This is a genomic window from Methanobrevibacter sp. DSM 116169 (assembly GCF_046197865.1).
In the GTDB taxonomy this organism is placed as follows: Archaea; Methanobacteriota; Methanobacteria; order Methanobacteriales; family Methanobacteriaceae; genus JAHKLT01.
On record NZ_CP166990.1, the window covers coordinates 868,914 to 885,966 of the forward strand.

A 17,053-nucleotide genomic window follows, 5' to 3' on the forward strand; every position below is an offset into this window, starting at 1 on the left:
TATTTTTTTTATTTATTTTAGGGATTTTTATGAATATAGTAGAAAAACAAATTAAAGATATTTTAAAAACAAGGAAAATTCATTTTACTTTATTAGATCCTGATGAGCAAAGTCCTGAAAGTGCTCTTGAAATAGCTAGTGCTGCTATTGAAGGAGGAACTGATGGAATAATGATTGGGGGATCTACTGTAGATAATGAAGATGTTAATGCTACTTGTAAGATTTTATCTGAAAATATTGATGTTCCAATTATTCTATTTCCTGGAAATATAAATAGTGTAAGTAGGTATGCTGATGCTATATTTTTCATGACTTATTTAAACTCTGATAATCCTTATTGGATTTTAGGAGCTCAATCATTAGCAGCTGGTAATGTTAAAAAAAGTCAAATTGATGTTTTACCTATGGGTTATATGGTTGTTGAACCTGGTGGAACTGTTGGTTGGGTTGGAGATGCTAAGCTTGTACCAAGAAATAAACCTAAAATTCCTGCAGCTTATGCAATGGCAGCTGAATTATTAGGCATGAGATTTTTCTATCTTGAAGCAGGTTCTGGTGCAGATAAACCAATACCACAAGAAATGATAGCTTATTCTAAGAAAGCTACTGATGATATGGTGATAATTGTTGGTGGTGGAATTAGAGATGGTGAAACTGCTTTAAAAGCTGCAAAATCAGGTGCAGATATTATTGTTACTGGTACAATAGTTGAAGAAACTGATGATGTTAAAGGTAAAATTTCAGAAATTACAAATTCTATTAAAAACCTTTAATTTTTATTTTTCATACACTCTTACAAATTACTTATTTTTTTAATTATACTATTTTGATATTATGTTAGATTCTTTATATGCTGAGGCAGTCAGAAAAAAGGGACTTGTAAATGAAATCATTGATGAGTTCTCAGAAGGAGATCCTAGAGTTCTAGATAAATGGAATACTGAAATTACCATAAAATCAACTGATGATTTTTCAATAGCTGCTGGAGATGGAAGTTTTAATAAAAAAAAGTTTTTAAGTTTTTATTTTTATGCAATAGCTTGTGAATCTCTGGTATTTGATGGAAAACTTAAAGCTATTGAAAATGTTAATATTGATACTTTAAATCATAATAAATTTTCAGAAGATTTAATCAGATCTTATATGGGATTATATGAAGCTAAAAGTGCTTTTAAAACTTTAAAAGAATTTGATGTAGATTATTATTTATATGATGGTTCTCTTTTAGGTGATTTAATTAGACCCTATCCTGCTGGTGCTGATTTATCTGAGCGACATAAAAAAGAAGTTATTGATAACTGCACAGATGATTTAGAAGAGAAGGTTAAGTCTTTAGAAGTTAAAATTTTCTCGGATGAGATAATTAAAAAATATTTTAAAAGTAATGTAGATACTTTTGAATTTAAAGTATATTTAACTAATTTAGAAAAACTAATTGTAATGAAACATTTATTATCTTTTAATAAAAATATTATAGCTATTTCTAAATCTTCTACATCAGATGATTTATTTAATAGTAATATTCCAGATATAGCAATTTTTGATAAATATACTAGTGGTGAAGGGTTTTCTGAAATTATTCCTAAAACATTATCTAATGAAGTAAAGCATCTTTTTCCAATAGAAGATGAATTTTTTAAAAATTTAGAATTTAGTATTTTTTATTTAAGGCTAGAAGATAATAAAAATATTTTAAAAGTTGAATTACCTTTTAAAGCTAGTAAAAATGATGTTATTGATATTATTGAAAAATTAAAAAAGTTTTCAACAGAAGGATATCCATATTTACTTAAAAAAGCACATAAAGATGTTGTTATTTCAAATAAAAATATAGATGAACTTGCAAATATTGTTAATTTTTATGAAAAATCAGGAAGGGAAATGTTAAAATGATTATTGGTAGATGTGTTGGTGAGACATCCTTAAGTGAAGTTAATTTTATATCAAAAAAAATGCCTAAAGTTGGTGAATATGTTAGTCTTAGCTATGATGGTAAAAATGTTTTAGGCATGATCGACTCACTTGTAAGGGGTAGTGTATCTTTAAATGGTGAAATATATAATCCTGATACTATTGAAATGATTAAAGCTTTAGAAGGCGATGATTATTATATTAAAGGGAAAATTAAGATTTTAGGAGATTTTGATGATAATTTAAGATTACCTAGAACTCCTGCACCTCCAGGTACACCAGTTGAAATAGCGTCATCAGATGTTTTAGATGTTATTTTTAAAAGCGAAAATTCTCTTAAATTAGGTAATTTAATTAATCAAAGTGATGTTGAAGTAAATGTTGATATTAATAAAATGGTATCAAGACATTTAGCTATTTTAGCTATGACTGGAGCTGGTAAATCAAATACTGTATCAGTTTTAATTGATGGATTGCTTGATGTAAACGGTGCAATCTTTGTTTTTGATATGCATTCAGAATATTCAAACTGTGAATTTCAAAATGGTGAAGTAAATTTAATTAAACCTGTAATTAATCCGATTTATATGTCTTTTGAAGAAATTAAGGGATTAGCTAATATTAAAGGTTCTGCTCATATTCAAGAAAGATACTTTAGAAATGCATTTAAGCAAGCTAGAGCTATTGTTAAAAATGGTGAAGCAGACACAACTGATTTTCTGCAAATTATCTATGATGTATTAAATAAAAGATTTAATAATGAAGATATTCCATCATCTGAGAAGAATAAAATCATGGATGTAATAAATAAAATTGAAGATTTACAAGATAAATATGGTCAGCTATTTAATACTAATATTGGAAATATTTTAAGTAAAATTGAACTTGGAAAAGTCAATGTATTAGATTTAGGTCACTCAGACGAATTTGCTGCTGAAGTATTAGTTAGTCATATTTTAAGAAATGCATTAAAATCTCGTAAAGCTAGTGTTCATGGATTAGATGAAAATGGTTTAGAGTTTCCTGTATTTTTCATTTTAGAAGAAGCACACATTTTAGCTCCTAATAGTCGTAATCCTTCATCTAAATTTTGGATTAGTAGAATAGCTCGTGAAGGGCGTAAATTTGGTCTTGGTTTATGTTTAGTTAGTCAAAGTCCAAAATCTATTGATCATGATGCATTATCACAAGTAAATAATATGATTATTTTACGTCTTGTTGAACCACAAGATCAACGCCATGTCCAATCAGCAAGTGAAAATCTTAGTGAAGATTTAGTAAAACAACTGCCATCTTTAAATATTGGTGAAGCTATGGTATTAGGCCTTATGAGTAAAGTTCCAACACTTGTCAAAATTGATGAATTTAAAGGACGTTCTCATGGTGGAGATATTGATATTATAAGTTCTTGGTCTAGCTATAAATCTAATAAAGATGAATCTCTTAAAAAAGATGAAAAAGAACTTAAAGATTTAGGTTATAATTATTAATTTTATTTTTTATTTTTTTAACTTTTTTTTCAAATATAACTTATTTTTTCAATAATCTATAAATAATTTAACGATTAAATTAAATAATAATATAAATTTTACTTAACTATAAGTGTTTATTGGTTATAAGTTTAAAAGGTAATATAATGAAATTTGCACATTTAGCAGACACTCATTTAGGTTATAGGCAATTTGGTCTACATGACCGCGAAAAAGACTTTTATGAAGTGTTTGAAAAAACAATTAATAAAATAATCGACGAAAAAGTCGATTTTGTAATTCATAGTGGAGATCTTTTTGAAAGTTCAAAACCATCTCCGATAGCTTTATTAGTTTTTCAAAAAGCTTTATTAAAACTTAAAGGTGTTGGAATACCTGTTTATGCAACAGCAGGAAATCATGACACAACTCTAAGGAAAGATTCTATTCCTCCGCAAGTTCTATATAAAAAACATGGACTAAAAGTTATAAGCCCTATTAATTCTGAATATATTGAAGAAGATGGTACTTTTATTTGTGGAGTTCCATATTATCCAAAATCTAAAAAAACTTTTTTAAAGGAAAAATTAGGTAAATTATCTAAAAAAGCTGAAGAATATGATAAAAAGATTTTAGTTTTACATCAAGGAATTGATAAATATCTTCCTTTTGAATATGAACTTGAAATTGGGGATATACCAGAAAATTTTAATTATTATGCTTTAGGCCATATTCATAATTATATTGAAGATGATTATGGAGAAGGTAAGTTAGTTTATCCAGGATCTATGGATATTTGGAAAAGTAGTGAACTTTCTGATTATAATAAAAATGGTAAAGGCTTTTGTATTGTTGAGATGGATGGGTCTGATGTTTCTGTTAAAAGAATTTCTATTGATATTCCAAGAGAATTTATATCAATAACTGTAGACGAGTTTTATTTAAATCAAGAAATATTAAATTTGAAATCTAGAATAGCTGCTTTAGATAATAAACCTATTTTAAATATTACTATTGAAAATCCTAAATCAAGTAGTGCAGATATTTATGACATGATTAATAAAGAGTTAGGGGATTTATGTCTTCTTATAAGACCTAGTTTTAAAGTAGATGAAAAGGATGATGAAAGTATTGATATTAGTAATATTGATACATTAGAACCTAAGAGTTTATTACATGAACATTTAAAATCTTTTGATAATGAAGATATTAGTGATTTAGCTATTGATTTATATGAAAAATTATCTAATGATAATGTTGAAGAATCTGAAAAACTAATTGAAGATTTTTATGATGATTATTTTGAAAAAATTGATATTACTGATGAGGATATTGATTTAAGTAAAGATGCTAGTCAAACTGATTTAAAGGAGTTCAAAGATGATATTTAATAAATTAACACTTAAAAACTTTAAATCTTATGAAGATACTGAAATAGATTTTAATCGGGGAATTAGTGTTGTTGTTGGTGAAAACGGTGCAGGTAAATCTAGTATTCTTGAAGCTATAAGTTTTGCATTATTTAAACAACATACTGGTAAAAAAATTGAAGATCTTGTTCGTAGTGGTTCACAAGATAAAGGAATGTCTTTATCTTTAGAGTTTTCTTCTAATGGAAAAGATTATGAAGTTAAAAGAGAAAAAGGAAACTCTACTTTAAAATCAATGTTATCTATTAGAAATGATCCTAATGAAGATTATACTATTTTATGTTCTGGAGATAAGGAAGTTAGTTCTCAAATTGAATCTCTTTTAAATATGGATGGAAATCTTTTCTTAAATGCAATTTATATTAGACAAGGTGAAATTGCTCAACTAATTGATAAAAAATCTGCAGAAAAGAAACAATTAATTGGTAAACTATTAGGAATTGATTCTTTAGAGAAGGCTTGGAAAAACTTACTTCAAATTATCAATGTTTATGAAAATAAGAATTCTGAACTTAAAGGAAAACTTCATTCATCTGCAGATCTTGAAAATGATTATAAAACAAAAATTGATACTTTAAACCAACTTAAAAATGATGGTAATTCTTTAGAAGAAGAACTTAAAGAAATTACTACTTTAAAATCTACTAAAGCTGATGAAAAATTAAAAATGGAAGAAGATAAATCTAAATATGATAGTTTAGTTAATGAGTTAAATAATGAAAATACTTTTATTGAAAATTTAACTAATGAAAAGAAATCATTACAAAAACAATTAGATGATATCACTCAAAATGAAGAAGAGATTTCTAAACTTGAAAAATATGTTAAAAAACTTCCAGTTTATTTAGAATTTGAAAAATCAGTTTTAAAAATCCATGATTTAAAAATTGAAGAGCTTGATGTATTAGATGATTTAGAATCATTTAAAAAGCAAAAAGCAATTTTAGATAAAGAACTTGAAGGTCATGATAAATTTTTAACTATAGATAAATCAATAGATGCATTAAAAGAAGAAAAATCCAAATTAGATGGTGATTTAAAAGTTGTTACTAAACTAGAAAAAGATAAAAATATTTTATCTCATGAAATTAAACAAGAAAAAGAAGATTTGGATAAATTCTTTAATAAAACTTTTGATAAAGTAAAAAGAGAAGAGTCACCTCAAGAAGATTTAGACAAAATTGAAAACTTTAAAGATTTAAACTATGTTATAAGTAATATCCTTGATTCACTAACTGTTAAAATTAAAGAAACAGATAAAGAAGTTTTATCTAAAAATCAAGAAATAGCTGCATTAGAAGAATCTATTAAATCTTCTAAAAAACCTTTAAAAGAATTAGAAAGTGTTGATAATAAATGTCCACTTTGTCAATCAGATATTGATTTTGATAAGAAAAATGATTTAACAAAATTATATAATGATACTATTACATCTTCTGAGAAGGCTATTAATGATAAGAAAATTGATGTTCATATTTTAAATAAATCAAGAGAAGATTCAGAAGAAAAAATTGAAAAGTTCCAAAAACTTTTTACTCAAACTTCAGAATATAATCATAGATATAATGAGCTTTCAAAAGATATTAATAAATTAGCTGATATTAAAAAAGAACTTGAATCAAAAGGAGATGTAGCTACTCTTATTGAAGAAATTACAAATTCTATTGAAGAAGAAACATCTAAAAAGAATTATTATAAACAATCTTATGAAAATTATAATCAATCTAAAGGTGCTTTAGATATTATTGGTAGTGATGTAGAAATTTTACAAAAATTAAATCAAGTAAGAAATAATATTGATATGCAGGTTCAAAATATTAAATTAGCTATTGATCAAGATTCATTTTTAACTAGTGATATTGCTGAGGAAGAGTTGAAAATAAAAATCAATGAGTTAAAGTCCAAAGAAGAAAAATATAATCAATTAAAAGGCCATGTTCAACTTAAAAGCACTATTGAATCTCAATTTATAGCTAAAAAAGAAGATCTTGAATGGAGACTAAATAAAATAGAAAAAATTAAAGAAGATATATCTACATCTTCTTATGACGCTGATAAATATGATAAAATTCTTTTTTCATATGAAACTGCAAATAATAAATTTGAAGAACTTAATTCTAAATTAGCTAATGTTAAAGGTCAAGCTACAGAACTTATAAGTTATATTGAAGATTTAACAATTAAAATTAATGATAATAAGAAGTTTAAAAAAGAACAAGAAAATATAAATGAATTATTAACATTACTCACTGAAATCAGAGAATTATATAGTAAAAATGGTGTTCAAAAAGATCTTAGAAATTATTCAAGACCTATTATACAAAAATACACTAAGGAATTCTTTGAAAAATTCAACTTTAACTATTCTGACCTTATTTTAGATGAGGATTATAATATTTCAGTATTTGGTCCAGAAGGAGAATCAAATATAGATATGGTTAGTGGTGGAGAAAAAATAGCTATTGCTCTTGCACTTAGACTAGCTATCACTCAAGCAATGTCTAAAGGTAATCTTGAAACTATCTTACTTGATGAACCAACTATACATTTAGATAGTTTTAGACGTCATGAACTTATTAATCTTTTAAAAGAAATAAGAATATTACCTCAAATGATTCTTGTAACACATGAAAATCAATTAGAATCAGCTGCAGATAATGTTATTGAAGTTACAAAAGAAAATGGAATTTCAAAAATTAAAACAAGTAATTAAATAGCTATTAATTAGCTATTTACTATATTTTTTATATCTCCAATAATACAATTAGCATTCCATCCTACAATTCCAGTGGCTACTTCTTCTAAGTTTTCTGGAACTTCTTCTTCTCCATAAGGCCTTACAAGTAAAATTGGTTTGGTGTGTTTTAAAGATGCTTTGACTAATTCATCTATTTTTTCACTATTTTCTTTATATATTCCTGATAAGATTATTACAAGATCTACTTTATTAAAAAACTCATCACTAGCTGTTAAATAAGAACTTGATACAGATTCTTTCCATAAAAAATCTGTTTTTGAATATATTTTTTCTAAAAATTGATTATATTCATTATTTTCATCTTTTCCACTACTTATAATTAAATTATAAATTTTATTATCCTTATCTTCTTCAAACATAAAATCACTTTTATTTAAGTAAGTTTTTTATATTACATAATCTAAATTTACTTATATAAATATTAATTTTTTTTATTATAAATTTTATACGTGTTTAAATGAAAGCTGCAATAATTGGTTTAGGAGTAGAAGGTAAAAAAGCTACTACTTCTTTTTTAAAATATGATTGGGATGTTTATGCAACTGACTTAGATAATAATGTTGACTTGACTAGTTTAGAAATTCCATTTGCTGAGATTGATTTAATTCAAGAAAACGAAAATATATCTGTAGTTGCAGATTCTTTAAAAATTGATCTTGGTTTTTCAAGTCATGATGAAATAGATTCTGCTGATGTGATAGCTATTAGTCCTAGTATGTGGGGAAGTACTTTAGCTAATAAATATTTAGAAGAAGGTAAATTAGCTTGTGATGTATTAACTAAACACAGAGATATTTTTACAATTGGAATTACAGGAACTAATGGAAAAACTACTACTGTACATATGTTAAAAGAGATTTTAGAAAGTGCAGGTAAAAAAGTATTAGTTGGTGGTAATGGTGGTGGTGGCTTTGATGGTTATTATGACTTATTACTCGAGACAAATACGTCTTCTTATGATATATTACTTGTTGAAGTTTGTGATATGACTTTAGACTTTTGCAAGTATTTTTTTGACTTTGATTTAATTGGATTAACTAATGTTGGTAATGATCATATGAATGTTCATAAAACTATAGCTAATTATAAAAATAAACTTGTAGATTTTTTCAAAAGTAAAAAAATTGTATTATCTCATAATCAAAGTTTTCAAAGCGATTTTAGAGATTCGTCTTGTGAAGCTATTCCATATTTTGAATATCAATTTGATTTAGATGTATTTGGAAAATTTAATAAACTTAATGCAGGATTAGCTTATGCAATAGCCACAAATTTAAAAATACCAAAAGACATTATTAAAGATTCTTTAGTTAATTTTAAACCTGTTGAGGGACGATTGGATACTTATAAACTTAATGATGCTACAATTTATATTGGTAAAACTGATAATGTTGATGCAGCTAGATCTATCTTAGATGAGAGAAACTTCTATGCAACTTTTATTGGAACTCCAAGAGTTAATGAATTTGAAAGATTAGATATTTTAGATGAAGTTGTCATACATAATCCTGAGGTAATTGTTTTATTTTCAGGTCTTGATGATACTATTGATATGGGTATGGAAAGACTAAATGATTTAAGCTATGGTGGTAGGATAGAAGTTGCTAATTGTCTCGATGATATAATCTTTTTACTTGCTGAATTTTCACATGAAGATGCTATTTTTATTGGTGGAAATGGACAAGATACTATAATTGAAATTCAGGAAAGATTGAAGTTATTATCTGATAGCTGTAATTAAATTTTCTTTATTTTTTTTAATTATTTTTAATATTTCTTTAAATTTTTTTTAAACTATTTTACATCATCTGAATTTATATATTTTAACTATTTTTCTTATGAATTATCGAACTCTTTTTAAAAACTCTCATTCGCAATATATAAATATTGATATAAATATATAATATTATATTGTAATATTTTAGGTGTAGTTATGAATAGTGGTGATTGGAGAAACTTTTCAATTAAAATAGTTTTAGGGTTGTTTTGTGTTTGTATTTTATTATTTGCATTTTCTTTTGTAAGTAGTGATAAAATAACAGGTAAGGATTTAGTAGAAAATACAGATATTCCTGTGGGTAAAACAGTTTATGCAGGAGATAGTGTTTTCTCAGATGATGAAATGATTAAAGTACCTGTAATTTCTAATTTAGGTTATTTGGGTCAACAATTTTTAGATTTAAATATACAAGGAATACTGATATCTCTTTCAACAGGAGCGGTTCCAATATCAGCAAATTCAATTTGTTCTGAAGGAATTGCGGCTAATGGTCAGGCATCTGGTTTTGAAGGGCCTGGCTATTTAACTTTAGATGGAGAAAATTTAGCTGTTAAAGGACCATCAAATTTTGTTTGGGGATTTTCTACACCATATAAATATTTAACGAAAACAGAAGAAGGAGTTGATTTATATGAAGGCAATAATAAATTACAATCAATTTCTAAAGATGATATTAAAAACCAAGATTTCAACACATCTAATTATAATACTAATGATATAATTAGTTGGTATAATTATGATGCAAAAGTAGGATCTAATTATACTTTAGAAAAAGGTCTCACTACCTTTTCAGATAATAGGTCAGATTTATCACCTAATCAGATTAAAGAATATTTTGGAAATGATGTTTATAATACTACTGAAAATTATCCAACAGGATCACCTGTTATGGTTTATATGACTAATTATACTGAAAATGAATCTACTGATTTTCTTACAGGCCTTGGATCTTATCCTCAATATAATGATCAGATGAGGGCATATAATGCAGCTCAATTTTGTGAAGGATGGAATAATACCATAATAGCTCCTCATAGCTATGGTTCAGGGAAAAGTTATATTGATTTTGGTACTGTTAGTGATGGAGATGCACCTTCTGGAGCAGCTGCACATGGAGTTTGTCCTCCAGCTAGAACTTTAAGAGCTGCAGCATTGAATGAAGGCTTTAGTATGCCAGTAGGTATGACTGGAGCTGATGAAGCTGTTTTATATGGTTATGGTCCATGTGAAGATATTAAAATATATAATGATCATGATTATCCTGTTAAAGTCATTATGTGGTATACTGGTTCAGGTACTGGTTTAACACTACATGCAAAAATAGTAAAGTTCATTCCAAATAGCTAATTAGATTTATATGGTATCTGCTGTAATTACTGCAGCTGGAAAAAATTCCAGAATGATTGAAAGTCAAATCAATAATGATATCAAAGTTCAAAATAAATTAACTTTACCTTTTAAAAATAAAACAGTCATTGAATCTACAATTGAGAATGTACTTTCCTCAAATGTAGACTCTTGTATTTTAGTACTTGGACATTTTTCTAATGAAATAAGAAAATGTCTTTCTAATTTTTCTAAAGATCAATTAAAAATAATAGAAAATAATCCAGTAGATGTAGGTTTATCTACTTCTTTATTACATGGTCTTCAAAATTCTAGTTCAGATTTAACTTTATGTGTTTCTGGTGACCAACCTACTATTTCTTCTAAAACCTTTAATAATTTAATTGAAAATTCTTTAAATTCTAATAATTCTTTAAAAACAATTTCAGTTTTAAGAAGAATTAATATTGGATTATTAGATTGTGCTGAAGGATTAGGTATGCCTTTTGTAGGACCTCGAGAAAATTTAATAAAAAATATTAAAGGGTTTAATGATAATCTAAACCCAATTTTAAGAAAAATGCATTCTGATGGATATACATTTTATGCAATTAAAGAAGAAAATGATTTAGAACTTTTAAATATTAATACATATGAAGATTATCAATATTTATTAAATAGAATTTAAATTACTTACTAATTCTTCTGCTTCATTAAAATTAATTCCAATAATTAATTCTTCGTCTTTTACTTTTGCATGTTTTCTAGATCCATCACAAGCAAGAGATATATTGCTTTTACCTGTCATATATGGTCCAGATACAACATCTCCACATATTGATTGAATACCTGCAAATGATGATTTAAATTTAGATCCTTCACTATATGCACTTGCTTGAGCTATTTTCATACCAGCTTTAGGTTTTGCAAACATCACAATAACATCTGGAATAAATTTTGCTTCTTTTAATGGAGAGTAAACTATTCCAAAATGTTTTTTATCAACTACATACAAATCATCAATGGTTTTTTTAGATGTTTCAAGATCTTTAAATCTTCCAAGTTTAAAATAAGTTTCTCCACTAACTAATTTTTCTGGAAAATCTTCAAGACCTAGTGCAGCTGAACCTCCTTTACATGCTTGTTCATCAGGAGTAGCATAAAACTTTTCTCCAAATGATGCAGCTTTAACCATTTCGCAATGTCTTTTTTTATCAGCTATTTTTGAAATATCATCTGGAACTTCATCAACACTATTAATAAATTTAATAGCTACTACATCTCCATCTAAATCTAACTTTTCTGATAAAATTTCACTCATTTTCTCATTTTTCATAATATCATCTCACAAATTAATAATTTAAGGAATTTTAATTTCTTTAGTTCATACATTTAATTATATAATATGTAATATAATCATAATTATAATTTATGGCAGATGAACCAACACTTAAAGATATAAAACAACAACTAATTCCATTTTTTAATAAAAGAATTAAAAGAACTACTACTAAACTGTAAAACTAATATTAAGTAGAAACTAATTCCCTCAGTTATATTTGAATGATGAATGTAGATTATTCTTTAGTGGAATATCTGTATCTGATGAGAGTAATATGATATAATAGATTTAAAAAGTAAAGTTAAATAATAAGCCAAGATATTAACACTTCATTAAACTTTAAATGTAATAATGATAAATGTGGTTTAATTCCAAGGGAAAAATATTGATGTTAAATATTTATAAAAAATATAAAAAGATATATGTAGAAGTATAAATTAATTTTAGGGGTGATTTTATGCAAAATTTTAAAACAAAACAATTTTTTGCTATGAATTTAATAGAACCTTTTTTTGAGGTTGAAAGAATTTATCTCGATGAATCTCATACTGAACATAAAAATTTATTAGAGGATATAAATAATTTAAACAACGAAGATGTTATGGATTTTCATGAAAAAATTAAAGATAAGATTAGATATTTGAATAAACATAATTTAGATGAAAATATTATTGTTAGGATTCATTTATTAGTAGAATTAATTAGAAGAGATATTGCTAAAGATAGGATAATTGCATTAAAGGAAGGAGAACCTTATGGTGATCCTGAATTGATAGGATTAATTCCAGATAATAATGGATTAATTCCTATTTCAGAAGTAGATAAATTTTTTTATTGTTTTAAAATTAATAATAATTCTTATACTTTATGTTTGCCATCTATACAATTTAATTCTCATTATAATTTAATGGATGTTTTATTTGATTATTTTAAGGATAATGATTCAATGAGAATTAGAATAGACCCTTTAGTTAAAAATTGTGTGCCTGTTTGTGAAAAAGCAGCTTATATTGATATTAAATTAGATTGGGAAAAGTTAAATGAGTTAAAAGAATCTTCATTTTATAAATCACATAGTGATAAAAATGGTGAAATAACTGAATTAGTATGGAAACCAGATGGTGATGTGTTAAGTTTTACATGTGAAGAATTGCCTGATCAAAATGATGTAGAATGTAGGGGAAGTAAATATTTTCATGCAAAATATGATAAAAACAAAAAGAAAATTATCCATTGTGATGGAGCTATTAGAATTTATGATGAAGAAAGTCTTTTAAAACGGTATGAATATACTATTAAAGATGATAATGCTAGAAAAGTAGGTGAAAGAATAAAAATTTTTCAAATTGATGATGATATATCCACAGATTCTTTTATTGCTTTAGTTACTAGTTTTTTCCGGTGGAATTATGATTTACAGAATTATTTTAATATTCCTAATATGGGGGGGGGGGTTTTAAATGAAATTTTGTGGTTATTCAGAAATTAAAGAAATGGAAAAAGGATATTTTCAATGTGATAAATGTAACTATCAATTTAGTTGGTGTGCAAGAGAAAATGGAAATAATGTTTGTCCTGAATGTAAAAATATTTTTAATGTTTTTAAAATTGTACCAAAAAAAGTTGATGGAGGGATATGTAAAAATTGTGATGAAGAATTAATTTTTACTGAAGAAAATTTGTGTTCGGAAAATATTTATTTGTGTCCAAAATGTCAAAATATTGTTAATATTTTTTATAATGATGAAAATAATAATCCTGAACATGTTTTATCTACAAATTTTAATAAAAACAATATTAAAAATGGAATAAAAATATCAGATGATTTATTATTAGTTATGGTTGATAATGAAAAAAGTAAATGTGTATTAGATTTGTTAAATATTATTGTAAAAGGTGAAAAAACCGGATTTAACAGTTTTCATGAAGAAACACAGAAAGCAATGTTAATTTATAATGATTCTGAAGCTATGGGTTATATTTCTTGATCTGAAAAAGAAAAAATAATTTTAAGACAAATATTTATTATTTCTAGTTTTAGAAGAAAAGGGTATGCTACTATTTTAATTCGAGAATGGGTTAACAAATTTGTTAAGGGAAAATATGATAATTTTGGTGTGGAATTAAATATGAATTCTCCAATAGTAGATTTAATGCTCAAAAATAATTATTTTGGTTATAAAAATTGTTTTATTGGGAGGTAATTTATGCCTGCTAAGGTTTATGAGAGATTAATTAGTAAATATGAAACTAAACACCCACTAGAAATATGGAGTTTTAAAATGAATAATGGAGTAAAACAAGGAATAAAATACAAAATAAAAACTAAAAAGGAGTATAATACTATTCTTGTTGAATGTGCAACATCAGAATGTAAAAACACAATAGAACCACAAAGTAATAGGCATAAATACTATCTAAATTAGTAAAAAAAAGACGACAAAACAGTAAAAAATAAATAGGCTTAAAAACAAACAATCAAAAGATGATTATATGTACTGTGGAAAACCATTCCACAAAAAACACATCTGACAAGAATACTGCAAACCACAATGTAGTAAATATGCAAAACGAGAACAAACAGATAAAATCAAAATGAAAAATAAATACAAAATACTGTAAAAAAAAGATTAGGAAGTGGAGGATTAAGTAATAAACCACATTATATTGGCGAAAAAACAAAATAATAAATATGGATCTAAAAAAATAGCAATATTTAAAGAAAAAAGAGATTAAATACATATTAAGATATTTTAAATAGAATGGATATCATAATTTTTTTTTTCTTTATCTATTGGATTATACATTGATATAATTATAGGTTTAAAAAAAGGATATTTTTCAGGATTTTTAGATATTGGGATTTCGAATTCAATTTCATCTAATATTATTAGATTTAATACAATAGAATTATTTTTTTTGGAAATTGATATTTTATGAATAACATCATTATCTTTTATATATGGAGGATTTTCAATTAAATCTTTTATTCTTTCATTATATTCTTCAATTGATGAAACATGTTTGAATTTCCAATTTCCTCTCATATTTTTTAAATAATCATCTGCTTTTTTTCCATTATCCATTAAGAAATTTTTATCATTTAATATATTTTTTAACTGTTTGTATGTATTATCATTAAAATATTCTTCTTCTAATATATAACATCCCATTTCAAAAGAGATTTTAAAAAAAAGAGGTAAAGGAATTTTATAATTTTTTTCATAAATAATTTCTTCTTCATCTTTAGGAGCAGAATTGTAATCACTATTAAATATTGTTTCAGCTAATTCTAATGTTTTTATTAAATTAATTTTATATTCTTCTTTATTTTTTTTATTGAATTTTTTTATAGATTTAATAATATCGATTTTGACATCATTAAAACTATCTATTGTATTATCAAAGCTAATTTTTAATCTTTTATTAATAATTTTTATTGTAGTTTTTCCATCCAATATATTAATTTCATCATTATGTTTCATGTCAAAATTATAAAACCCATCTTTAGATCTATAACTTAATGAAGAAATTGATTCTTTATCTTGTTTATTAATAATTTTTTTAATGAATAATATTTCAGAGAATTGATTTTTTGCATTAAAATCTATTTTATCTGCAAAAAAATTATTACATTCTTTGCAAAGATTATCAATAGTGAATGAACCTCCTAGTGTTTCAGGGATCACATGCTCAATACTTCCTTTTTTAATTTTGCCACATAAAATACATTTTTTTTCTACCATTTTTTAAAACTCCATTTTTTTTATTAATTTTTATCCAAGTTATGCAGATGTTCTGGTCTTTTTTATTAATTTTCTGTTTTTTATAGTGGTTATTAAATGGATTGTATTAAGGAATCTTAATTTCTTTAGTTTTAGAATGTTTGTTATTACAAAATGTTTTAAAATCACATGCAAGACATGTTCTTTCATCTGCTTCTGCTTTCCATGCATCTTTGATTTTACAACCATTGGTTTCTTTAATTAATGACTCTTCTATGTCTTCAACAACAGCATCAAATTTATCTAATGATTCATTAATTGTTTTTTTATCAATATTAATAATTCTAATTGATCTATCCATTTTAAATTTATCTGATAAATCAGGATATTTCTTTTTATCTTTCCAATTAGTAATAAGTTCATAATCATTAGAACTTATGGGAACATCATTATTTCCATTTTTAACATCTTCTTGAATAGATTTTAAATCTTCATATGATGGTACAAGTTCATTTAAATAAAATATTATTCCTGCTACTATTGTTTTAGAATCTGCTTGTTTTGATCTAAGCCAAGAATATGTTAAAATCTGCCATTCATGGTGATTCCAATTGTCACTACCATATGTAGGCCTTTTCATTCCTTTATAATCAATAATAATTTCATATTCTTCACCTTTTAATGATTTAATTCTCTTATTAAATCCTTCATTAGCTTTTAAATAGTTTATTATTTCATTATTAGATTTAGAATCATTTTGTATTTCATTAATATTAATAGAGCTTAAAACATCTATTACTCCATTAATCCCATAATAATTTGATCTACTTTTATCTTCATCATAACTTGGCATATTTCTAATGCCTTTTATTAAAACTTCTGCTGAATCTATTAACGGAAATAAATGTTTACCCCAAGTATTAATAGCAGTCTTTGCTCTTCCACTAGCTATTCTTTCGTGTTCATCAGTTATTTCAACATCTTTTTCATTTACTGTTGAATAAAATTGTGTTGTAGGAGGATATAATCCTCTAACTTGAAGGCGTAAATCAATCATATCTTCTATGGGTCGAATTTGACTTTTCCAATCCCATGGAAATTCTAACTTTTCACTTATCCATTTATTATATGCTTCTTCCATTATTCCATGTATAAATTCTCCAAACCATAGCTGAATTGGCATTGAAGGAGGAAGTGTTCCTTTATTTTGATATCTATATTGTAAATTACAAGTTAAAAATGATAATAAATCTCCAGTTAAACTATATTCTGGAATCATATATGCTTTTGATTTTGCTGATAACTTCATTTT

Annotated in this window: 15 protein-coding genes; 11 read left to right on the plus strand and 4 right to left on the minus strand. The window is 25.3% G+C overall.

The annotated features are described in order from the left end of the window. The first annotated feature begins 29 nt into the window (after positions 1–29). The 5 genes from ACA134_RS04440 (at position 30) to ACA134_RS04460 (ending at position 7,523) form a co-directional block, all read left to right on the plus strand. On the plus strand, positions 30–773 hold the full coding sequence (locus ACA134_RS04440) for a geranylgeranylglyceryl/heptaprenylglyceryl phosphate synthase (RefSeq protein WP_409200976.1): 744 nt from the start codon (positions 30–32) through the stop codon (positions 771–773). 61 nt (positions 774–834) lie between these two features. Next, positions 835–1,893, plus strand: coding sequence for a DNA double-strand break repair nuclease NurA (locus tag ACA134_RS04445; RefSeq protein ID WP_409200977.1), 1,059 nt, complete (start codon positions 835–837; stop codon positions 1,891–1,893). After that, positions 1,890–3,401 (plus strand): helicase HerA-like domain-containing protein, encoded by a 1,512-nt coding sequence (locus tag ACA134_RS04450; RefSeq protein WP_409200978.1) that lies wholly within the window; start codon positions 1,890–1,892, stop codon positions 3,399–3,401. Before ACA134_RS04445 ends, ACA134_RS04450 begins: the two co-directional genes overlap by 4 nt. 146 nt (positions 3,402–3,547) lie before the next feature. Continuing rightward, on the plus strand, positions 3,548–4,771 hold the full coding sequence (locus ACA134_RS04455; RefSeq protein WP_409200979.1) for an exonuclease SbcCD subunit D: 1,224 nt from the start codon (positions 3,548–3,550) through the stop codon (positions 4,769–4,771). Continuing rightward, positions 4,761–7,523 (plus strand): AAA family ATPase, encoded by a 2,763-nt coding sequence (locus ACA134_RS04460; protein ID WP_409200980.1) that lies wholly within the window; start codon positions 4,761–4,763, stop codon positions 7,521–7,523. Before ACA134_RS04455 ends, ACA134_RS04460 begins: the two co-directional genes overlap by 11 nt. 11 nt (positions 7,524–7,534) lie before the next feature. On the opposite strand, the gene ACA134_RS04465 is transcribed toward ACA134_RS04460, so the two are convergent. After that, a complete protein-coding gene (locus ACA134_RS04465) occupies positions 7,535–7,927 on the minus strand; it encodes a nuclease (RefSeq protein WP_409200981.1) in 393 nt (130 codons plus the stop codon). Between the two features lie 98 nt (positions 7,928–8,025). Between ACA134_RS04465 and ACA134_RS04470 the strand changes: the two genes are divergently transcribed. The 3 genes from ACA134_RS04470 (at position 8,026) to ACA134_RS04480 (ending at position 11,362) form a co-directional block, all read left to right on the plus strand. Beyond that, positions 8,026–9,309 (plus strand): Mur ligase family protein, encoded by a 1,284-nt coding sequence (locus ACA134_RS04470; RefSeq protein ID WP_409200982.1) that lies wholly within the window; start codon positions 8,026–8,028, stop codon positions 9,307–9,309. 192 nt (positions 9,310–9,501) lie between these two features. Continuing rightward, positions 9,502–10,695 carry a hypothetical protein gene (locus tag ACA134_RS04475; protein ID WP_409200983.1) on the plus strand — a complete coding sequence of 398 codons (1,194 nt, stop codon included), beginning with the start codon at positions 9,502–9,504 and terminating at the stop codon, positions 10,693–10,695. 10 nt (positions 10,696–10,705) lie between these two features. Beyond that, the gene (locus tag ACA134_RS04480) at positions 10,706–11,362 is read left to right on the plus strand and encodes an NTP transferase domain-containing protein (RefSeq protein ID WP_409200984.1); all 657 of its coding nucleotides are present in this window, start codon (positions 10,706–10,708) and stop codon (positions 11,360–11,362) included. On the opposite strand, the gene ACA134_RS04485 is transcribed toward ACA134_RS04480, so the two are convergent. Then, positions 11,348–12,010 (minus strand): DUF169 domain-containing protein, encoded by a 663-nt coding sequence (locus ACA134_RS04485; RefSeq protein ID WP_409200985.1) that lies wholly within the window; start codon positions 12,008–12,010, stop codon positions 11,348–11,350. The two genes, ACA134_RS04480 and ACA134_RS04485, sit on opposite strands and share 15 nt — an antisense overlap. A 463-nt stretch (positions 12,011–12,473) precedes the next feature. On the opposite strand from ACA134_RS04485, the gene ACA134_RS04490 reads away from it, so the two are divergent. The 3 genes from ACA134_RS04490 to ACA134_RS04500 all read left to right on the plus strand — a co-directional run bounded on the left by ACA134_RS04490 (position 12,474) and on the right by ACA134_RS04500 (position 14,442). Further along, positions 12,474–13,505: a hypothetical protein gene (locus tag ACA134_RS04490; RefSeq protein ID WP_409200986.1), complete on the plus strand. Its 1,032-nt coding sequence runs from the start codon at positions 12,474–12,476 to the stop codon at positions 13,503–13,505. Beyond that, a complete protein-coding gene (locus tag ACA134_RS04495; protein ID WP_409200987.1) occupies positions 13,477–14,004 on the plus strand; it encodes a hypothetical protein in 528 nt (175 codons plus the stop codon). The genes ACA134_RS04490 and ACA134_RS04495 overlap by 29 nt, the downstream gene beginning before the upstream one ends. 219 nt (positions 14,005–14,223) lie before the next feature. Continuing rightward, positions 14,224–14,442 carry a hypothetical protein gene (locus ACA134_RS04500; protein ID WP_409200988.1) on the plus strand — a complete coding sequence of 73 codons (219 nt, stop codon included), beginning with the start codon at positions 14,224–14,226 and terminating at the stop codon, positions 14,440–14,442. A 327-nt stretch (positions 14,443–14,769) separates the two neighbouring features. On the opposite strand, the gene ACA134_RS04505 is transcribed toward ACA134_RS04500, so the two are convergent. Then, positions 14,770–15,762, minus strand: coding sequence for an HNH endonuclease (locus ACA134_RS04505; protein ID WP_409200989.1), 993 nt, complete (start codon positions 15,760–15,762; stop codon positions 14,770–14,772). A 106-nt stretch (positions 15,763–15,868) separates the two neighbouring features. Next, a complete protein-coding gene (locus ACA134_RS04510) occupies positions 15,869–17,050 on the minus strand; it encodes a hypothetical protein (RefSeq protein ID WP_409200990.1) in 1,182 nt (393 codons plus the stop codon). Positions 17,051–17,053 lie beyond the last annotated feature (3 nt).